The following is a 20,687-nucleotide window of genomic DNA, read 5'->3' on the forward strand; positions in this document are numbered from 1 at the left end:
TGAGGCGGATTTTTTCTCAATAAAGAGACAGGGGATGATATTATATGGATGATTCACAAAAGTTGGCGACCTTTGCCGGGGGATGTTTCTGGTGTATGGTCGGGCCTTTTCAAGCTGAAGACGGCGTGCTGCAGGTGAAATCGGGGTACACGGGCGGCCGCACCGAAAATCCCACTTATGAAGAAGTCTGTTCGAATCAAACCGGCCACGTGGAGGCTATTCAATTAACGTACCAGCCAGAGAAGATAAGCTATCAGCGGCTGTTGAAGATCTTTTGGCAGAACATCGATCCCACAGATGCCGGTGGGCAATTTAATGATCGCGGTGAGTCATATGAAACAGCTATCTTTTATCATGATGAGGACCAAAAACAGTTAGCGGAGGAATCACGCCGAGAGTTCGATGAAAACGGTCCTTTCAGTGCTCCGATCGTTACCCCGATCCGACCGGCTGCCCCTTTTTATGATGCAGAACAATACCATCAGGATTACCATTTAAAAAATCCGTTTCATTACCAGCTCTATAAAAAAGGTTCCGGAAGGGAATCATTTATAAAAACGTATTGGAGGGAAGATTAAATGAGCGATAAAAAAGATATAAAAGAACGATTGACACCTCTGCAATATGAAGTGACGCAAAATGACGCTACGGAACGCCCGTTTGAAAATGAATATTGGAATCATTTTGAGGAAGGCCTGTATGTGGATATTGTTTCCGGTGAACCTTTGTTTACGTCCAAAGAAAAATTTGAATCGAACTGCGGCTGGCCTAGTTTTATGAATCCGTTGGATGACAAGGGTGTGAAGGAAAAATCGGATACGAGTTTAGGTATGCGAAGGACAGAGGTGCGCAGCCAAGGGGCTGACTCCCATTTGGGGCATGTGTTCCCTGATGGTCCCGGGGAAAATGGCCTTCGTTATTGCATTAATTCGGCAGCGTTAAAGTTTATTCCGGTGCGTGATTTGGAAAAAGAAGGGTACGAGGAATATAAAAAACACTTTGAGTAAATGTAGAGAGAAGGGCGGGTTTTCTGCCCTCCTGGGAGGTGAAGTGTTTGCATCATTATTTTCGTTATTATGGGTTACCCACTACCATCCATTATAGCCGTTTTCCGATGAGCGTTGATGGTGATTTTGTTTTTATGCAACGCTTCACGCCTCCCCAGCCTAAGGAAGAAATTTTACTCTTGCATGGGTTTATGGAACACGTCGGGATGCTCGCCCCATTTATCCGTTCATTAACCGAGCAGGGAAACAGCGTATCGGCGGTTGATTTTCAGGGGCATGGCCTATCCGGCGGAGAACGGCATCGTGTAGATAATTTTCGGGAATACGGGGAAACCTTGGGAAAAGCACTGGAAAAGCTGAGAGAAGCGGACATCCACCCACGCGTCATCATCGGCCATAGCACGGGCGCAGGGGTGGCTGCCCATTACATCTTATCAGAGCGTAACTTGCAATGGCGCAAATTAATCCTCGTTGCCCCGTTGGCACGCTCCCGTGGGTGGCAACCTGCGAAACTCGGGTATTACGCCGCCAATATGTTTGTAGAAGAAATTCCGAGGCGCTACCACCACAACTCCTCGGATCCGACCTATGTGGAGAAACAACGTTCAGACCCTCTGCAATCCGGGCATATTCCACTCGCCTGGGTACGCGCAATGTTTGAATGGGAAAAGCGCTTTCGTAAACTTGCGCCTCATTCGATGGACGTTGATATTATACAGGGACAGATGACCAAACAGTAGCTTGGGAACATAATTTGCGTTTTTTTGAAGAAAAATTTCCGAATGCCACGATTGCTTTAATTGAAGAGGGGAAGCATCAATTGCTTAATGAAGGAGAACCGATCCGTCCCATGGTCTATCATTTGATTCATCGAAGCATTGGCGGTTAGTAGTTCTTTGAAATTTTATAGGATGGATTTCCTTGCATTCAGCTTTGACAAAACCAACGGAAAATGCTTATTTGCCAGTCTTTTTCCGTTATTCAGCAGTCCCTATATTAAAAAAAGGCGCTTTAGGAAAGCGCCTTTTTCTGATTGCTTCTTTTCTTAAGACGGCGAAGTTGCTTGTCTTCCACGCGTCTTTCAATAGATTCGAGCATGTCCGAATCCTGCTCAAGATCTTGTTTATTTTGATCAACTAACTCTGAAAATGACGTACGAAATGGTCTGCGCATATGCTTTTTCTCTCTCTCCTTTTTTATATTAAAGAAAATGCCATTCAAAAATTCTGTTTATTTGTCGAAGAATGCACATTTTCTTTATATTCATTGTAACGTATGTGAGCCATGAATGCATTGATAAAATGTTACAATTTAAAGAAGAATTCATACTATTTTGCTTCATTTTGGATGTTCGTGGAAAGATAATATAGCAGGATTTGTGGTAAACTATACTTAAGAGCATCTAATGTGTTTTGGAGGGATGATATTGGCTAGAAAAGAAACAAGATGGGCTACTTATATTACCGTGGGAAGTGTCTCCGCGCTGGTGGGGTTTTTGTTATTCAATAAAAATGCCAGAAATAAAACGGTCTCCTGTGTGAAGGAAGGCAAGCAATTTGTAACGGATGCGGGTGCATTTGTCAAAGACAATCGTGAAGAGATCAGCGATTTGGTGAAGGGAACGACGGAAAAAGTCAACGAACGCTTACAAGTAGCGGGCGAGGACGTTGAACAAATTACCAAGCATTCGTCGCATTTAAAAAATACCGTAACAGATGTCCTTGGTATTGCTAAAGAGGCAGGCAGAGAGCTTCAAAACCATCGGGATAAAAATCAGACCGCACAACCCGGTCCGACACAGCTTCCGCAGAACGAAAATTAAAATCCTGGAAATGCCAGGTTTAACTCCCCTTCACAGTGGAAATACAAACAGTAAGACGAATAGGGGAGGACGAAACAGTGGCTTTAGACCAAGAATTGAATAAGATCAAAAGGAAAAAAGACGAGCTTGGTATTTTGACGATTTACTTAAATACTGATTTAAGTGAACACGATGAATGGAAGATTCGGCTTAAGAACGGAATCAAACGTCTGGAAGAGTACGCAGAAAAAAGCGGGGAAAAGAAAGGCAAAAAAGCTTTAAAAAATCTTTTGCGTGAAGCGAATGCTTATATTTATGACCAGCAAAAAAACATGCAAAAAAGTCTCGTTCTCATCGCTTCCGCAGATGGGGATATTTGGACGGCAAAAACACTACAAGTTCCCGTTGAAAGCTCATTCCATTGGGACACGGAAGCAGACACGGCCCAGTTGGAAGAATTGCAAGAAAAGTATCCGGCCACAGGGATCATCGTCACGCAACAACGGGATGTTACGCTTATTGATACCTCGCTTGGGGAAGTTCGCGATGAGAAAAAGTTCAGTTGGGATTTGGAAAAAGAAGATTGGGTGGATTATGATGACCAATCATCGCCACCATCAGCGGCAGATACAAACATCGATGATTTTCAACGCCGTTTTGAAGAAAACAAACATCGCTGGTATAAAAACCTCGCACCTGTGTTAACAAAAGAGCTGAAAAACAGAGGGGTGAATGGCGCTTATTTTGTCGGGAGCAAAGAATCAGTGTCTGAGCTCACGCAACACATAAGTGATTCGTATATAAAAGGAAAAGTTGCGAAAAACTTGGGATCTAAACCTGCCCATGAAATCGTCAACGCAGTGTATGGCGTAGATATTCGCTAAAACAAAGCAGTCCTCAACAATCCGTGATCGGTGCATTGGGGGCTTTTTTAATCTTGGACTTAACAGTCGCCATTACGGTGCATCTCCATTATAACGGCATTTAGCTGTGCGCCGAGCAGAATCATAAAGGCGGTTAGAAAAAACCAGATCATTAGACCGATGATCGTACCCAATCCCCCGTAGATAAGGGTGTAATCATTCCATTGATTAAAATGGGAGAAACCAAACGAAGCTGCCTGCCATCCAACAGTAGCAAATAATGCCCCCGGCCACGTGTCACGCCAGCTCATACGTTGGCTCGGTACGATAATATAAAGGATGAGTAACACGATTCCGACAACAAAAAAACTAATCCCCCAACGGATAAACGACCAGAAGATATGCATCGCTTCTTCCAGTCCGAGAACGGTAAAAATAAACCGGCCAATGGGTTCTCCAAAGACAGGAAACAACAACGAAACAATGACTGCTGTCAGTAACGTAAAGACGAGCACGAACCCGACGATGATCATTCGCGACAAGGATGGGTCGGGGAATTGGTAAGCGCTGTTAACCGCGCGAATAACGGCAAAGGAGCCCATTAGCGTCATCCAAACGGTGACAAACGAGCTAATGGAAAGCGTCTCTGTTCGTTGAACATCCAATACATCGCTTAAATTTACGGCGATGAACGATAATAAGTTTTCCGGTACATAAGGGTGAATGAGCACAAGAACATCATGGACGCCAACCGGCAAAATGTGCAAGATGCTAAGAAGAACGATGAGCAGTGGGAACAATGCCAATAGGAAATAGTAGGCCATCTGCGCGGCGATATCAAATAGCCTGTATTCCCACGTCGATTGAATCATACGCTTTACGATCTTTTTACCCATAGTGCATCTCCTGTCAGCAAGGTTAATGCTTCATATTATGGCATTTTTTAGGATATTAAGGCAAATGACGGGACTGTTTGTTCTGTTTTCTTTGTGGAGGCTTGTAAAAACGGCCATCGTTAGATTCTTGAGCGATTTGTACAATCCAGTTGTTCCGTTTTTTCCTCTCCCTTTTTTCGACGCTCATGCATGATCTTGACTGCATTTTCAACCTTTAGCACCTATTTTTTCAATCCGCCCCATTATCTTTGCCAATGCTGCATATTGAGACAAGCAGCATTCATAACAATATGACGTGACCAATTTTTCACAAGGAGGAAATAATGGGCGATAACAAGCAAGATCCTCAACAAGAAAGGCGCATTCCTGTTCGCAAAACAGCGGCAGCAACAGGAAACAACCATTCCGTTCGTCAACATAAGCAATCGCATCATCCTGCTCCATCTTATTCACAAACGGTTGGCAAGAACGGTCCAATACTGGAGCAAGATAACATTTTGCACGAAAAACTGGAAACATTCATTCACGAGAAGATAGTGGAGCGACCTTTACATGTGAAAGGATTTGGTGCCTTCGGGTATTTCGAAACGTTAAATAGCATGAGCGAATACACAAAACTCCCCTTTCTTCAGCAGGCTGGTCAAACAGTTCCTGTCGCGGTCCGTTTTTCGCTCGGGGCGAGCAATAAAGGCACACCGGATACATCACGAAACATTCGTGGATTTTCCACGAAGTTCTATACCGACGATGGGATTTTCGACCTTATTTGCAACCATATCCCCGTCTTTTTGTTGCGCGATCCTATGCGTTTTCCAGAAAGTATCGCAGCGTTATCGCCATCACCCCGGAATAACCTAATGGACCCGAACTTGCTTTGGAGGTTTGTCGCCAGCACGCCGGAATCCACTCATTTTATCGTCCGTCTCTTTTCAGACCACGGCACGGTCAAAAGCTTTCGGCGAATCCCCGGTCACAGCGTCAGTACGTACGTGTGGCGGAATTCGGAAGGAAAGCGCCATTACATTAAATACACCTGGATTCCTTTTGATGGTGTAGAATATATTACAAGCCAGGAGGCAGAGAAACTTGCAGCGATCAATCCCGATTACGCCGGCGAAGATCTCTTCCGGACGATCGCGAGCGGGGAACCGGTAGAATACGGGCTGTACGTGCAAATAATGGATCCAAGGGATGAAGAACAACTTCCTTTTGATCCCCTTGATGACACCAAAGTGTGGGATGAAGAAATGTTTCCCTTCCATCCTGTCGGGAAGATGGTGCTCAATCGCAATCCTGACAATTATATGGAGCAAGTGGAAAAGATTGCTTTCTCACCATCGAATTTATTAGACGGAGCGGAATTGTCCGATGATAAGATATTGCAAGGGCGGGCGAATATATATTGGGATTCTCAGCGTTATCGTATCGGTCCACGATTCCGCAAGGTGCCGGTGAATGCGCAAAAGCATTGGCGCCCAGCCGATTTACAGACAAGTGGGGAAGGCAGATATGTAGAAGGGGAACTCGTGCGTTCGGATATCGCAAAGCAAGATGATTTTTCACAAGCAGGAGAATTCTATCAATCGTTATCACAAACCGGAAAATCTCAACTTATCTCAAATCTTGTCACCGCGCTGACAGGAGTACATCGGGACTTACAGGTCAAGGTGATTGAGTATCTTTCCCTTGCTTCCCGTGAGCTCGGCGAACATGTAGCGGACGGCTTGCGAGCGTAAATGATAGAAGAACTGTTTAGGCGTAGCCAATGCCGACTACGCCTTCAGTTTTTTTTTTCATGTAATCACGGGCCAGGGTCGCCATGAAAGCGACATGTGGGTTGATTCACCACCGTTTTCTTAGGTAAAAGACGAGAATAATGGAAGCCACCAGTAGGGAGGCGACAAGCAAATAGGAATCCCGGACGGCTTGCTCGCCGGCAACTATCCATTCGTTTTGGGTTACATGCATCCCCCTCCGATATTCAAAAAAGATTGATAAAAAGACGATGCAGATGACTTTCATTAATTGCCGAGAAACGTTGTTGAATGCCGATCCGGCAGGAACATGCGCTTCTTTTAGAGCATTCAACCCTGCGGTGGACGCGGGCGTATTAATCAATCCGTTTCCGATCCCCTGGATAACCAAGAAAACGATCAGCATAACGATTCCAACTTGCCCGATGGAGAACCCGATGGCAAATGTGGCAATTGTTGTCACTACAACACCGGTCATAATGACGATGTAAGGTCCTTTTTTATCGAGTACCCGTCCTCCGATCGTCATGGCAATACCCATGGATATCGCTTGCGGAAAGAGAACGAAGCCGGCGTACAGAGGCGAATAGCCATAAATGTCCTGAATAAGGATAGGGACAAACAACAAAACGGAAAACATAGCCATTACGCTGAAATTAATGACAAGTAAGCTTCCGCTAAAGACTGCATTTTTTAAAATGCGTATATTCAAAAGTGGTTCATCGCTTGTAAGTTCTTGCCAAATAAATAGTACGAGCCCAGTCACGCCGGCAATAATAAGACCATACACCCACAGCTCCCCAGAATAGGACTGCAAGAGGTCGATGCCGATCATGGTGGTGACGAGGCCGAAACTAATGAATAGAAATCCGCGCCAATCAAACCTAAGCATCGTTGGCTCTGCATCCTTTTGAAGAAAGTACAAGGCAGCGCCTGCAGCGATAAACGCGGTGGGAACATTAATATAAAACAGCATTTCCCAGGAAAAAAACTCTAAAAGTACACCGCCAAGGGTTGGGCCGATGGTCGGAGCGACCATGGCGGCTATCCCCCAAATGCCCAACGCAAAGCCGCGTTCATTTTTCGGAAAGTGCTTGAAGATGAGCATCATCGTAAGCGGCATAATCAACCCGCCTCCGAACCCTTGAAGCAATCGAAAGGCAATAATGCTCGTAAAATTCCAAGAAAAAGGGCCGGCTAAAGAACCGGCGAAAAAAATAAGCGTACCGAGTAAAAAGATTTTTTTAGGTCCGAAGCGTTTACTTAAGTAACTGGTAAGAGGCATTACGATTGCCATTCCCAACGCAAACGCGGTAACAATCCACTGCCCTTCCACAGCAGTAATTTGAAAAAGATCCATAAAATACGGAAGGGCAACATTCATAAGGCTATTGTTTAAAATGACCATAAAACCGCCGAGTAATGCAGCGATAAGCACGCCCCATTTACTCACACTTTTTGTATCTTGAACTTCTGTCTCATACATGGTGAACAGCTCCTGGTGGAATAAACAAGTATACTCCATATCCTACCATAAAATCAACGGCGATCGAAATCAGGGAGCTGATTTTGCGTCTTCATATAGGGGAGGAAAGGGCAACCTTGATCCTCTAGCCGTTGTTGCACACCGTGGAGGGTGAATACTGTACGGTCAAGGTTAGAAGACACTTCTTCCCAGAAAAGAGGACAGGCAACGAGCGCTTCCCCGTTTCCCCTGAGGGAATAAGGCGCAATAATGGTTTTGCCAAATGCGTATTGGGGAATATCAATATACAATTTTCTCCCACGGTTTTTTTTGAAACGTTCCCGAGTAAATAAATCAGGTCTTTGTTGCAGGCAATAGGCACCGATCGCTTCCGTAAACGGATGCGTTTCTTCGTATGTGTATCGGTTTTTGATAAGGGGGATATACACTTGTAATCCTTTATTACCGGAGAATTTTACAAAGCTAGTTAATCCTAGCCGGTCGAAGAGTTCTTTCAAAACATTTGCACCATCGATCGCCAATGAAAAAGCTCCCGCATCCGGCGGGTCAAGATCAAGGACGATCTCCTCGACATAACGGTTCGAAGACAGTGAAAATGGAATGTGCCATTCGATGGCCAGTTGATTGGCAAGCCACAGCAAGGTATCGACATGATTGGCAACAATATAATCGGTATCTTCAAAGGTTTCGGTATCTACATAGGAAGGGGCGTAATCCGGGCATTGTTTTTGGAAAAAAGCTTCGCCAAACCTACCATGCGGGTAACGAACGACAGTTAGTAACCGTTTGGCGAGATGGGGTAGGCAAAAAGGTGCGACCGTTCGTGTATAGGCAAGAAAATCGCGCTTGAAAATCTTGGGTGCTTCCCACAAGGCTTTATCAGGGTGGGTGAGCGCTACCCGCTTTGGCCATTTCAGCCCGGCATTTTCCCACGTTTCCCATGTACATCTGCTTGCAGGGGTGTTGAGTTCAAATGACTGGAACTGGGCTTCCCGAAAATCATTGCTGTAGGTCGTAAACGCGAGTGTCACAACGATGGACGGATCGATTTCATGCTTGCGTGCTTCTGCATTCCATCTGCCGTTATGTTTTATGATGGTGACAAGCGTTTCTTTTTCCATTTTTGAAAGTCCATGGGCACACTGACCAAGGGTGACAGCCTCTCCATTTTTATAAACCCCAACTTCAAAATATCCATTAGCGGGTGTGTAAGAAAGAATGAAACAAGAAAGCACATAAGGGGTTTTTATTTTTAACCAGGATTCCGAGCGTTCCCCGGTGTAAATATGCTGGTTTGTTTTGGCAACAATCCCCTCGCTACGATATAGATTGGCTTGATATTGAATAATTTCAGCATGCTCATACATAGGGATAGATTGTATGCGGCGTGTATCATGCGGCGTTGGATTAGTAGGCAGGCCAAAATCCACGAACGTGCTTTCCAGTTCTTTTTTTCTCTTTATGTAGGATTCATTTTTCAATTCCCGATCCTCGGCTACGAGGACATCAAAGGCGAGAAAGCACGCCGGACGTTTGCGGCTTGCGGCATGAATGGAAGTTTGTGAACGAAGGCGATGCCGACGTTTCAGGGCATGAAAATCGGCAAGTCCCGGGTTTTGAAAAAGTACGATTTCACCGTCGAGATGCACGGTTTTTTTCGGAAAATACCGATGGCAAGTGTCTATGATTTCGGGAAATTGTTTTTCCAAACGATTATGATTACGGCTGAACAAGATGCATGTCGACCCGTCCCAAATTAGCTGCGCGCGATAGCCGTCGTATTTTAATTCATAATGCCATTGTTCTCCTTCGGGAAGTTGCTTCCGACTGACTGCTAACATGAATGACACACGAACACCTCCGCCAGTAGTTTTCTACACATTGTTTTCTTTATGTAAAAAACCATATTTTACAACGTATGGCAGCCGTTTCACATCCCTAAACTAAACGAAAAAGGGAGGGAAGGCTGTTGCACACCATTTGGAAAGGAAGCATTCAATTCGGGCTTGTCTCTATCCCTGTCAAATTACATGCGGCGACCGAAAATAAAGCGGTTTCGTTCCGGAATCTTCATCAGAAATGTCATACGCCGATCAAATACGAAAAGGTTTGCCCGGTTTGTGAGGAAACGGTGGAAAAGGAGGATATCGTCAAAGGGCATGAAATGAATGACGGCCGATTCGTCATTGTCGAAGAGAAAGAATTGAAAGAGTTAAAAGAAGCAAATACAGAAAAAGCAGTGGAAATTCTCGATTTCATCCATATCGATGAAATCGATCCCGTGTATTTTAATAGCAGCTATTATTTGGGGCCCGATGAGGGAGGGTCGAAGGCGTACGCCCTTTTACGAAAGGCCCTTTCCGATACTCGCAAAGTAGGGATTGCCAAGATTATGATTCGTTCCAAAGAGCAGTTGGCTGTTTTGCGAATCCGCGACGAGGCGTTGCTTATGGAGACATTGCATTATCCCGATGAAATTCGCGCAAGCGCCGATGTGCCAAATGTGCCCTCGAGTGAAAATATTGATAAAAAGGAACTCGATACGGCAGTTTTGTTAATCGATCAATTAACCGCCAGCTTTGAACCTGAAAAATATGAAGATGAATATCGGAAAAATCTACTCGCCCTTCTTGAATCAAAACAAAATGGCGAAAGTGTCGTCACTCCCGAGAAAGAAGGAAAGCCGGATAATGTGACAGATCTAATGGATGCGTTGCAAGCATCAGTCGACCGCACGAAAAAGAAAACGACAACAGGAAAAAAGAAAACGACAACGTCAAAAAAATCGTCTTAATGACATGGATCCATGGAAAGGAGACGTGTCTCCCTCGGATTGGACACTTTTATTGGTTCGATCTCTGTATACGTTTGCCCAAGCACACAACGGGCGTGACCGTCGGCTACAAAGAAGCCGGCGGATTTTCTTATTTCAAGTGTATAACGGAAAATATTAAAGGAAGTCGGATTCAATCGTATATCAATCCCCCCTTTTGGGAAAAAGAAGAAAGAATTCCTTTTCAAACAATCATAAATAAAGGAGGGGAACAAATGGCAGATGAAAACGAAGAACAACAAACAAAAGGCTTATCTCGGCGACAGTTTCTTAAAAATAGCGGTTATGTTGTAGGCGGTGCTGTCGGTGGGGGGCTCCTTGGCGGAGTTTTCACGCAAAATTTTGTCGGTACAACCAGTGATCAAACGAATACGGATGAAGGCACAGAAAACGAATCGCCAGAGCAGCGTACACAAGCACGGATGTTTTTCAAACGACAAGAGGACTTTGATGTGTTGAGCGCGGCAGTCGAGAGAATTTTTCCCGATGATGATACAGGCCCGGGCGCTATCAGTTTGGGTGTCCCCTATTATATAGACAAACAGCTAGCAGGAGAATATGGATTCAATTCACGTGAATATATGCAGGGTCCTTTTTTTGAAGGCGCTCCTACCCAAGGGCCGCAATCGGCTTTATTGCGCAGAGACGCTTTTCTTCATGGGGTTCGTTCGATCCAGGACATAGCTGAAAATCAATTCAATGAGTCCTTCTTTGATCTGGAAGCGGACGACCAAGATGACATTTTAGAAGCATTTGAGGATGGCGATATTGATATGACCGGCATTGCATCCGATGAGTTTTTTGCCATGTTACGGACAGCCACCATTGAAGGTGCCTATTCCGATCCTGTTTATGGCGGGAATCTTAATATGGAAGGATGGCGCCAGATTCAATACCCGGGCCCCCAGATGGCCTACACAGATGCCATTGACGGAGAATTTGAGGAAATAGATCCGATCAGTTTATATGATCATCACGATTGATTTGCGGACAATAATGAGGAGGGCGATTATGGCAACAGAGTTACCTAGAAAAGAAGCAGCAGTAATCGGCGTTGGCTGGGCGGGCGGCATCATTGCGTCTGAATTAACGAAAGCCGGCATCGAGGTTATTGGCTTGGAACGAGGCGCTGAACGTACGATTGATGATTTCATCATGCAAAAGGATGAACTAAAGTATGCGGTTCGTTATGACCTGATGCAAGATTTATCGAAAGAAACGTTAACATTCCGAAATGATCGTGATATGCGGGCCTTGCCGATGAGACAACTTGGATCATTTTTGTTAGGGACAGGACTTGGTGGTGCCGGCGTGCATTGGAATGGGATGTGTCCACGCTTTTTTCCTTATGATTTCGAGATTCGTTCACAAACCATTGATCGTTACGGCGAAGATAAAATTCCTGAAGATATGTCCCTTCAAGATTGGGGAATTAGTTATGAAGAAATGGAAGAACACTTTGCACAGTTTGATGAAACGATCGGCACGTCAGGCGAGGATAATGAAATGTCAGCGCCTCGTTCCACAGAATATCCGACACCGCCGATGGTTGAAACACCGGCGATTCGATTGTTTAAAGATGCGTCAAGTGAATTAGGTTTGCATCCTTATCAAGGACCTTCTGCCAATTTGACCGAAGCCTACACGAATCCGGATGGGCAAACGATTCAACAGTGCCAATACTGTTCTTTTTGTGAACGTTTCGGGTGCGACTATCAAGCGAAATCAGATCCCATTATCACAGTGATTCCGACGGCAAAAGAAACCGGGAATTTTGAACTTCGCACCCATGCCAACGTACGGAGTGTCTCTTATGACGGGGAACGGACCGATGGTGTTTATTTCATTGACACACGAACCGGTGAAGAATTTTTCCAGCCTGCAGATATGGTTATTCTCACGACTTATGTGATGAATAATAGCCGGCTTTTATTACAATCGGATATTGGAACTCCTTATGACCCGGATACCCGTACTGGCGTGATTGGTAAAAACTATTGCTATCAAATTCAGACATCCGTACAAGGATTCTTTGATAAGCAGTTTAATATGTATGCAGGCGCGGGCGCTTTAACGGGGCATGTGGATGATTATAACGGGGACAATTTTGATCATAGCGATCTTGATTTTCTTCACGGAGGCGCGATTCGGCTTGTGCAATCGGGGCTTCGTCCGATTAATACGAATCCGGTCCCGCCGGGAACGAAACAATGGGGCAGTGAATTTAAAGAGGCCAATGCCCATTATTTGTTCCGGACGCTATCCATTGGAGCGGAAGGCGCTAGTATGCCTCACATTAATAACTATCTCGATCTGGATCCAACGTATACAGATAGTCTTGGGGACCCGCTATTACGGATGACTTACAATTTTACGGAACAAGACCGAAACCTTGCCGCTCATCAAACAGAGCGTATGCAAGAGATTATGCAGGAAATGGGCGCGGGCGACATTATCGCTAACCCGGATATTGGTGATTATAACATCAGGCCTTATCAATCGACCCATAATACCGGAGGCGTGATCATGGGTGCGGACCCTGAGACTTCTGCGGTTAACAATTATTTACAAATGTGGGATTGTGAAAATCTCTTCGTCGTGGGCGCTTCCGCGTTTGCCCATAACAGCGGGAATAATCCGACGCCGACAGTAGGCGCACTTTCCTATCGAGCAGCTGAAGGCATAAAACAGTATTATGAAAATCCGGGACCATTGGCATGAAAAGTACAAGCCTAATAAAAGGGGGGATCTACACATGAAAAAAATAACACTGGCACTTTGCTCCGCCATCATTTTGTCCGCTTTAGTTGGCTGTGGTAACACAGATGATAATGCTGAAAACACCACTAACCCCGGAGGAGAGCAAAATGAACCGACAAATATAGGTCAATTGAACGATCAATCCCACGATCCTGATGATTTTACCGTTGAAGATCGAGTCACGAGGGATGAACGTCAGGGGTCGCGTAATAAGACCGATGGTCGCGGATCATTTTACTTTAACAATCCGCAAGATGTAACGGATAAGGACACGTTTACGGAGGAAGAGCGGGAAGCTGAAGAAGAACGAGCCCAGCGATATGAAAGGGAAAATCCGGACCAGGAGAGCGAAAACCGTTTGGAGAGCATGGAACAAGAAGTTAACGCGATGGATGACATCGAGGAAAGTTATGTCGTCGTTGATGATACACGTGTGATCGTCGGTATCCAAACCAAGGGGGACGACGTCGATCAAACGATCGCGGATATTGAAGCACGACTACAAAACGAAATAGGGGATAAAGAGCTTATTGTCACGGATGATGAGGATACGTTTGAACATTATCGGGAAATGCGGGAAGATCATACGCCATAAACCTGGTTCGGCTCCAAGTGCGTATCACTGCAAATTTTTGTTTCCTTCGTTACAATAGATATGCAAAAGGGAGGGAGCAAGTTATGGAATTCCAAATTGAAAATGAAGAAGCGTTTCGTACACAAGCCCCGTTTGGCGAGTTGCTGATTTCCGGGGAAGATGAACACGGGTTTCGCCCATATCAACTCCTCGTATCAGCGATCGCCGGTTGCAGCGGAAGTGTGCTCCGTAAAATAATGCGAAAGCGACGCCTGGAGATCGGGGACATTCGCATTCACGCCGATGTAACGAGAAATGATGAAGAACCGCATGAAGTAAAGACGGTGCATCTTCATTACACGATAGAAGCAGAAGGCGTAAAAGAAGAACTCATGGAAAAGCTTTTGGACATCGCAAAAAAGAATTGCACCATCGTTCAATCGGTAGAACCGGCGATCACCGTCACGGAGTCATTAACATTGAATCCTTAGCGAGAGACAGTGCTTCATTCAGAGGCACTGTTTTTTCTTTTCGTCTCGAAATGGATAATCCCGCCTTCCGCAGATCATAATAAAGTGAAACTTCCATCAGAGGGAGCGTTTTTCCCCTCTGATGGTTAGTTGAACCAATCGGGGCGCTTGCCACCGGGATAAACGAAAATAATCAGGGAGGCTTATGCATGAGAAGTTTTGTATTCATAGCGTCGATGTTGCTTTTAAGCACATCGATCATCATGCCGGAAACCGTTCAAGCCGATGAGGAAGAAAACGATTCATTCTCGAAACCGGACCATGTGTATGACATTGCCAGAGAAAACACATACAGCAACACGAGCCGTGAGTTGCCCGAGCTTGAACCTTCGGATTTAACGAAAGACTTGCAGGAAACATCAGAAGAAAACATCGATAATCCCGAGCTTGTAGCTATGTTAAATGAATCGGCCATCAAGGACTCAAAAATACCCTTTGGCGTCAATGCTTCCATTTATTTAGGGAAATGGGCGCTGAATTATGATTCCGACGATACGGAAATGAACTGGGAATACGAAAACATTAATACCAATGAACAAGATAATCGTGGCGGTGACACAGTCGTCACTCTTCAATACAAACAAACGCAAAACAAGGAAGCCAAAGGCGAGTTGAACAGCGATGTGCCCCAACTTGAAGGGGTAAAAAATTTAATGAGAATGAAAGCCGCAGAAAAAACGTCTTTGCCTCTATCTTTTAGCTCCACGATCGGCCAAGGTACAGAGGTCGGGCCGAATTACCAAGTGGAAGGGAAAAAACTTGGTGTATTGCACGGATACGTGCCGGCTGCCCATGAAAAGGGGACGGTGACCTACGGAGAAGTATACGTGAAAATGAAAGGCAATAAACGGTTCCTAGAGGTACAAAATATCGAAAAACAAGCCGTTGATGGCTGGATTCCCGTGAAAAATCACGTCACGCTAACGTATCGCAACGGCTAAAACTTTCGCAAGGTTTATAGGTTGCTCGATCTTGCTTGAAAGTCAGTGTCTTTATAATAAGCGTTTTTAACGAGCGCATTCGGACCGAGACATTGAACAGAAGGGCAATGGCAATGCAGAGATTGTGCCAGTGAAGACGCCTTCCACTTGGAAAAGGCGGCAGGCAATGGAGCGTTTTGGATGTTGCCCAGCGCCGGTTCATCACCAAAATCGGTGACACTAATGTTGCCGTTGAACACATTTACATTTAAACGGTTACGCCCGTCTGGGTCATTTCTTACGGTGACATTTTCACTTCCGTACAGTCGCTTTAATAGCTGCAGATCGTTTTCATCTCCGTTACAGGCATAAAAGGGAAGCGTACCGAAAAGCATCCAGGTCCCGTTGTTCCGATGGTCAAGCAAACGATGAATGCCGCTTCTGATTTCCGGCAGCGTTGCGATTTCCATGTCGCCGGCAAAATCAGTTGGGTACATGGGATGCACTTCATGTCGTTGGCATCCCATCGCAGTAATTTGATCGTGGATTGCTTCAAGATGGGGCAAGGTTCGTTTATTTAGCATCGTTTCTGCCGATACCATAATGCCTTGCGCCGTTAGTACTTTGGCATTTTCAATCATGCGATCAAAAAAAAGCTGCCTTTTTTCCATGGTTGGGGGTTTTTCCATATGAGCGAAGCCGATGGCAGCAAAATCCTCAAAGTTTCCATAATTATGCGTGATATGTAGAACGTCGATGTATGGGAGAATAGCTTCATATTGGCTTAACGGTAATGTTAAATTCGAGTTGATTTGTGTGCTCACCCCGCGCGCATAAGCATATCGAAGCAGCGGCACGACGTACTGTTCCACGGATTTTTTTGAAAGCATCGGTTCTCCGCCCGTGATGCTCAATGTACGGAGGTGCTCAATCTCATCCAAACGTTTCATAAGCAAGTCGACAGGCAGGCCATCTGTAGGATCCCGGCGGCTTAGCATGGAACCGACGGCACAATGTTCACATCTCATATTGCAAAGGGTGGTTGTTGTGAATTCAACGTTTGTGAGCGTATGTGTTCCAAACCTGGCGTAATCTTCATACGCTTCCCATGGATCATTGGTTGGTGAAATCGTCTCTTTTGCTTTGCTGGTCATAATAAACTCCTTTTTGATGGATACTAATTTTGATCATACAAAAAAAGGCGGTAGAAGAAAAGGGAGGCGAATGAAAATGGGAAGAGGAGTGAGCAAAAATCGCTGGGTGATCCTTGCGATGGCGATGCTTTTATTTATGGCCGCAAGCGATACAGGATTTGGCGAAAACGTTTACGATTGGAATTTCAAACCGGCGAAAAACAATCAACCGCCCACGACAGAACCTCATTACATCGAGCTGCTCGATCGCTATGATGGTTATTTTATTGGCGATACGGATACAAAAAATATTTATCTTACGTTTGACAGTGGATATGAAAATGGTTGCACAGACGTTATTTTGGATGTATTAAAAGAAAAGGGCGTACCGGCTGCATTTTTTGTCACAGGTTATTACTTCGAACGCGAAGTGGATTTAATCAAAAGAATGGATGATGAAGGGCATATTGTCGGCAATCATTCCTGGAATCACCCGAGTTTTCCTGATTTAAATGATGAAGAAGTAATCTCCGAACTAGCAAAGGTGGAGAAAGCTTTTAAAACGTTGACGGGGAAGAAGATGAATTATTTGCGCCCTCCTCGCGGTACATTTAATGAAAGAACGATGAAAATTGCAAAAGAAGAAGGGTATCAGCATATTTTTTGGTCATTCGCTTATGTCGATTGGGATCCGGACGCCCAAAAAGGCAAAACTTATGCTTATGATAGGATTATGGATCGTGTTCATCCGGGGGCGGTTTTGTTGCTTCATTCGGTATCGAAAGATAACGCGGCTGCGCTTGGTGATGTTATCGACGAGCTGAAAGCAGAAGGCTATCAATTTCAATCTTTGGACCATTTAACCGGCAGGCGTTTCCCACTTCTTGATCAATAAACGTCATCAAATGCGACCGTTTCTTTTGTAGCCACGACCAATTTTTCGGTTCTTCTTTGGGTAAGCTTAATGTTTCGGGATATGTATCCTTGCTGTCTACAGAGTGTTAAAATGGTGTATAACATTAACGTAGAGGTGAACTGGCATGTTTAGCAGTGACCGTTTGCATTTTCGGGAAATAACGGAAAAGGATCGGGAATCTTTGGAAGAACTGTTTTCCGATCCCGACGTGATGCGGTTTGCAGACGTTACGAAAACGAATAGGGAAACGGGAGAATGGATGGAACAATCGTACCGTGACTATAGAAGTTTCGGCGTTGGATTTTGGGTTGCGGAAAAACGGGGAAACGGTGAATTTGTGGGGCAGTGCGGTTTTCGACCACAAAAAATCAAAGGGCAAATCCATATGGGCTTCGGATATCTGTTAGCAAGGACGGCGTGGGGAAATGGATACGGGAAAGAAGCTGCTTACGCGTGCAGAAATTTCGCTTTTGAACAATTGGCCATTGATGAATTGACATCCATCATTCATCCGCAAAACATTCCATCTATAAAAATTGCCCGTGCTCTCGGAATGGAAAAACAAGGACGCATCTGCAAACATCGCCAAAGGATGGATGTGTATAGCCTTAAAAACCCGGCTTGCAGAAAAGTGACATGAAACGTTCATAATTTAAGGTTTGTTAATGCTTTTCTGTCCTGTATACTGAAAGAAATGATTCGATTCACACAGGGGGCAAAAACTTTGGCGCTTGTAGCACTTACTGTTTTTATCATTGCCGGTGTTAGTACAGTTTTCGCTGCTTTTCTCATGTTCGTTACTTGGCCGCGGCGTAAACAAAACGAATATAAACAAATAAAATTGTTCACCGGTTCATTTTCAGCGGCCATCGTTACGCTGGGAATTTTTTTACTTTTTACGGATTCATCAACAAATAAGATTGAAGCTGATGAGTCTTATGCCGTTCCGGATGATGTGGAGACAGTGGAGGAAGAGGCAGGTTGGCACATTACATCCGAGCTTGGTCAAGTAACATCTGACAATCATGATGTTATCCAAAGTGTTAGCTTTAATGAGGGCGATACCGATCAACGTGCAGTGTTGGAAGCTGAACTGATCACAGAGGATAACATTACAACGGATCTTATCCGTACATCAACCATAAATCTTTCCGCTCAAATTTTGCAACGTTTGTCCCAAATAGATGAGGTGGAGCAGATTCATTTAGTTTGGGATATTTATGTTGAGCCCGAGACGGGTCCCGGTGAATTCGATACGATCTTGGACATGACGGTTAACCAAGAAAATCTGCAAAACATTGAGGGGAACCGCATGGACAGTGAAGAATTAGACGAACTAGCCGTAGATTATTGGGAGAAACCGGCGCTTGAGCCGGAGGATGAATAAGCAAAGCCCCTTGGATGAGAAATTCCAAGGGGCTTATTTTAATCTAAATCAGCGGGATATACGCCGTTTTCATCATGGATCTCACGGCCGCTTAATGGAGGGTTAAACACACAAACCATGCGTGCATCCGTAATTCCGCGCAATAGATGTTCGTCATGTTCATCGAGGGCATACAAGGTGCCGGGGGTAATTTTATACGTTTTATTATCCTTTAACGTTTCTACTTCCGCTTCTCCTTCAATACAGTAGACCGCTTCAAGGTGGTTTTGATACCAAATATGAGTTTCCGTGCCGGCGCGAATGATCGTGTCATTTACCGAGTATCCCATTTTGTCATCCTTCATAAGCAGGCGGCGGCTTGTCCAGTTGCCGGCGTCTACTTCTTGATCGGATCCTTTAATATCTTCAAGTTTAACGATTTTCATGATTGATTTCCTCCGTGTTGTCACTGGTTGTGGGAATGAGGGCCAAACGACTTTTGACCCTCGCTGTATCAAATGTTCTTATTGTTTAAGCGCATCGCTAATGCCAAGCTCCAGACGGCGCAAACCTTCTTCCAAGCCTTCGTCGTCGATAATGAGTGGCGGGAATAGTTTAAAGACTTCATCATTTGGCCCTGCGGTTTCCATGATTAAACCATTTTTATAGGAGTGCCAGGATACTTTGTTTGCAAGGTCCGGCACTTCCGAACGAATGCCCTGTATGAATCCGCGACCGCGCAAAGTCCCTTTCATTTCAGGGTATTTTTCGATCATCTTTTGCAGAAATGCAGTAATTTTATCTGATTTCCTAGCAATTTCTTTTTCGAAAGAAGGGTCTTTCCAGTATTCTAACGCGGCTGTGGCAGTCACAAACGCCGGATTGTTCCCGCGGAATGTTCCATTGTGTTCGCCCGGTGCCCAAAGATCCAGTTCAGGGCGGATAAGCGTGATCGCCATAGGCATTCCATAACCGCCAATCGATTTGGACTGGCAGATAATATCCGGATTAATCCCGGAAGGCTCGAAGCTAAAGAATGATCCCGCACGTCCAACGCCTGCCTGAATGTCATCGACGATCAGGAGGGCGTCAATGTCACGGCACAAACGTTCAATTTCCTGCAACCATTCATTGCTGGCGGCGTTTAAGCCGCCTTCCCCTTGCACGGTTTCCAATATGATGGCGGCAGGTTTGTCTACGCCGCTCCCAGCTCGGTCAAGAAAGCTACGGATATGCTTCATTTGTGTTTCGACTGATTCGTGAACGAACTTGTCATATGGCATGGTAAGCGCATTTCCGAGCGGAACACCGGCGCCTGCCCTTTTAAATTCATTGGAAGTGACGGCGAGAGAACCGAGTGTCATTCCGTGGAATCCATTTGTAAAGCTGACAATATTCGTGCGGCCCTTTGCTTTCCGGGCAAGTTTAAGGGCGCTTTCAACACTGTTTGTTCCGGTCGGCCCGGGGAACATTACTTTATAGTCCATATTGCGAGGTTCCAAAATGATGGAATGGAACGTCTCCAGGAATTCCCGCCTTGCCTTGGAAGCCATATCCAAAGAATGGGTAATGCCATCTTCTTGGATATACTCGATCAGTTTTTCCTTCATGCGATCATCATTATGACCATAATTCAGGGCGCCTGCCCCGGAGAAAAAATCAATAAATTCGTTGTTGGCTTCGTCCCATAATTGATAGCCTTTTGCTTTGTGAAAAACAGTGGGGAAGCTACGGCTGTAGCTTCGCACCACTGATTCTTTTTCTTCAAAAGCTTGCATTGCGTTTGAAGTCATGGACGTAACGTCTCCCTTCGTCATTAAATGCGCTCGCATGGTCTTGCGGTGTTTC

The 20,687-nt window shown here is 45.1% G+C and carries 21 protein-coding genes and 1 pseudogene; 15 read left to right on the forward strand and 7 right to left on the reverse strand.

What is annotated here, in order from left to right; translation table 11 throughout:
* The first annotated feature begins 44 nt into the window (after positions 1–44).
* The 3 genes and pseudogenes from msrA (at position 45) to HUG20_RS19400 (ending at position 1,896) form a co-directional block, all read left to right on the forward strand.
* Positions 45–1,007: pseudogene (gene msrA, locus HUG20_RS19100) on the forward strand (peptide-methionine (S)-S-oxide reductase MsrA).
* A 47-nt stretch (positions 1,008–1,054) separates the two neighbouring features.
* Complete coding sequence (locus HUG20_RS05685) at positions 1,055–1,747, forward strand: alpha/beta fold hydrolase (RefSeq protein ID WP_200089046.1); 693 nt, start codon at positions 1,055–1,057, stop codon at positions 1,745–1,747.
* A 14-nt stretch (positions 1,748–1,761) separates the two neighbouring features.
* Entirely contained in the window at positions 1,762–1,896 is a 135-nt protein-coding gene (locus HUG20_RS19400) for a hypothetical protein (RefSeq protein ID WP_281392518.1), read from the forward strand.
* 122 nt (positions 1,897–2,018) lie between these two features.
* Here HUG20_RS19400 and HUG20_RS05690 read toward each other — a convergent pair whose 3' ends face one another.
* The gene (locus tag HUG20_RS05690; protein ID WP_200089055.1) at positions 2,019–2,180 is read right to left on the reverse strand and encodes an FbpB family small basic protein; all 162 of its coding nucleotides are present in this window, start codon (positions 2,178–2,180) and stop codon (positions 2,019–2,021) included.
* A gap of 253 nt (positions 2,181–2,433) precedes the next feature.
* On the opposite strand from HUG20_RS05690, the gene HUG20_RS05695 reads away from it, so the two are divergent.
* Complete coding sequence (locus HUG20_RS05695; RefSeq protein WP_200089057.1) at positions 2,434–2,829, forward strand: hypothetical protein; 396 nt, start codon at positions 2,434–2,436, stop codon at positions 2,827–2,829.
* A gap of 77 nt (positions 2,830–2,906) precedes the next feature.
* Positions 2,907–3,692, forward strand: a complete 786-nt coding sequence (locus HUG20_RS05700; RefSeq protein WP_200089059.1) for a VLRF1 family aeRF1-type release factor — start codon at positions 2,907–2,909, stop codon at positions 3,690–3,692.
* A gap of 59 nt (positions 3,693–3,751) precedes the next feature.
* Here the strand turns inward: HUG20_RS05700 and HUG20_RS05705 are convergent, their stop codons facing one another.
* Positions 3,752–4,567: a YihY/virulence factor BrkB family protein gene (locus HUG20_RS05705; protein WP_200089061.1), complete on the reverse strand. Its 816-nt coding sequence runs from the start codon at positions 4,565–4,567 to the stop codon at positions 3,752–3,754.
* Between the two features lie 323 nt (positions 4,568–4,890).
* Here HUG20_RS05705 and HUG20_RS05710 point away from each other — a divergent pair, with 323 nt between their 5' ends.
* Entirely contained in the window at positions 4,891–6,303 is a 1,413-nt protein-coding gene (locus tag HUG20_RS05710) for a catalase (RefSeq protein ID WP_200089063.1), read from the forward strand.
* 106 nt (positions 6,304–6,409) lie between these two features.
* Here the strand turns inward: HUG20_RS05710 and HUG20_RS05715 are convergent, their stop codons facing one another.
* A complete protein-coding gene (locus HUG20_RS05715; RefSeq protein ID WP_200089065.1) occupies positions 6,410–7,807 on the reverse strand; it encodes an MDR family MFS transporter in 1,398 nt (465 codons plus the stop codon).
* A gap of 53 nt (positions 7,808–7,860) precedes the next feature.
* Entirely contained in the window at positions 7,861–9,648 is a 1,788-nt protein-coding gene (ligD, locus tag HUG20_RS05720; protein WP_246476664.1) for a DNA ligase D, read from the reverse strand.
* A 128-nt stretch (positions 9,649–9,776) separates the two neighbouring features.
* Here ligD and ku point away from each other — a divergent pair, with 128 nt between their 5' ends.
* The 6 genes from ku to HUG20_RS05750 all read left to right on the forward strand — a co-directional run bounded on the left by ku (position 9,777) and on the right by HUG20_RS05750 (position 15,445).
* A complete protein-coding gene (ku, locus tag HUG20_RS05725; RefSeq protein WP_200089069.1) occupies positions 9,777–10,601 on the forward strand; it encodes a non-homologous end joining protein Ku in 825 nt (274 codons plus the stop codon).
* Positions 10,602–10,855: 254 nt separating this feature from the next.
* Complete coding sequence (locus HUG20_RS05730) at positions 10,856–11,623, forward strand: gluconate 2-dehydrogenase subunit 3 family protein (protein ID WP_200089071.1); 768 nt, start codon at positions 10,856–10,858, stop codon at positions 11,621–11,623.
* Between the two features lie 28 nt (positions 11,624–11,651).
* A complete protein-coding gene (locus HUG20_RS05735) occupies positions 11,652–13,361 on the forward strand; it encodes a GMC family oxidoreductase (RefSeq protein ID WP_200089073.1) in 1,710 nt (569 codons plus the stop codon).
* 34 nt (positions 13,362–13,395) lie between these two features.
* A complete protein-coding gene (locus tag HUG20_RS05740) occupies positions 13,396–13,995 on the forward strand; it encodes a YhcN/YlaJ family sporulation lipoprotein (RefSeq protein WP_200089080.1) in 600 nt (199 codons plus the stop codon).
* An 83-nt stretch (positions 13,996–14,078) separates the two neighbouring features.
* Positions 14,079–14,465 (forward strand): OsmC family protein, encoded by a 387-nt coding sequence (locus HUG20_RS05745; RefSeq protein WP_200089082.1) that lies wholly within the window; start codon positions 14,079–14,081, stop codon positions 14,463–14,465.
* Between the two features lie 188 nt (positions 14,466–14,653).
* Positions 14,654–15,445: a YfkD family protein gene (locus HUG20_RS05750; RefSeq protein WP_200089084.1), complete on the forward strand. Its 792-nt coding sequence runs from the start codon at positions 14,654–14,656 to the stop codon at positions 15,443–15,445.
* Between the two features lie 14 nt (positions 15,446–15,459).
* Here HUG20_RS05750 and yfkAB read toward each other — a convergent pair whose 3' ends face one another.
* On the reverse strand, positions 15,460–16,578 hold the full coding sequence (yfkAB, locus tag HUG20_RS05755; protein WP_200089086.1) for a radical SAM/CxCxxxxC motif protein YfkAB: 1,119 nt from the start codon (positions 16,576–16,578) through the stop codon (positions 15,460–15,462).
* Between the two features lie 76 nt (positions 16,579–16,654).
* Between yfkAB and pdaA the strand changes: the two genes are divergently transcribed.
* The 3 genes from pdaA to HUG20_RS05770 all read left to right on the forward strand — a co-directional run bounded on the left by pdaA (position 16,655) and on the right by HUG20_RS05770 (position 18,860).
* Entirely contained in the window at positions 16,655–17,452 is a 798-nt protein-coding gene (pdaA, locus tag HUG20_RS05760) for a delta-lactam-biosynthetic de-N-acetylase (RefSeq protein ID WP_200089093.1), read from the forward strand.
* A 145-nt stretch (positions 17,453–17,597) separates the two neighbouring features.
* Positions 17,598–18,113: a GNAT family N-acetyltransferase gene (locus HUG20_RS05765; protein WP_200089095.1), complete on the forward strand. Its 516-nt coding sequence runs from the start codon at positions 17,598–17,600 to the stop codon at positions 18,111–18,113.
* An 84-nt stretch (positions 18,114–18,197) separates the two neighbouring features.
* Positions 18,198–18,860 carry a hypothetical protein gene (locus tag HUG20_RS05770; RefSeq protein ID WP_200089097.1) on the forward strand — a complete coding sequence of 221 codons (663 nt, stop codon included), beginning with the start codon at positions 18,198–18,200 and terminating at the stop codon, positions 18,858–18,860.
* A 38-nt stretch (positions 18,861–18,898) separates the two neighbouring features.
* Here HUG20_RS05770 and HUG20_RS05775 read toward each other — a convergent pair whose 3' ends face one another.
* Both HUG20_RS05775 and ectB read right to left on the reverse strand, forming a co-directional pair.
* Positions 18,899–19,285 (reverse strand): ectoine synthase, encoded by a 387-nt coding sequence (locus tag HUG20_RS05775; RefSeq protein WP_200089099.1) that lies wholly within the window; start codon positions 19,283–19,285, stop codon positions 18,899–18,901.
* A 78-nt stretch (positions 19,286–19,363) separates the two neighbouring features.
* Positions 19,364–20,632 (reverse strand): diaminobutyrate--2-oxoglutarate transaminase, encoded by a 1,269-nt coding sequence (gene ectB, locus HUG20_RS05780; protein ID WP_200089101.1) that lies wholly within the window; start codon positions 20,630–20,632, stop codon positions 19,364–19,366.
* Positions 20,633–20,687: the final 55 nt, after the last annotated feature.

The sequence above is a fragment of the Salicibibacter cibi genome (genome assembly GCF_016495865.1).
In the GTDB taxonomy this organism is placed as follows: Bacteria; Bacillota; Bacilli; order Bacillales; family Marinococcaceae; genus Salicibibacter; species Salicibibacter cibi.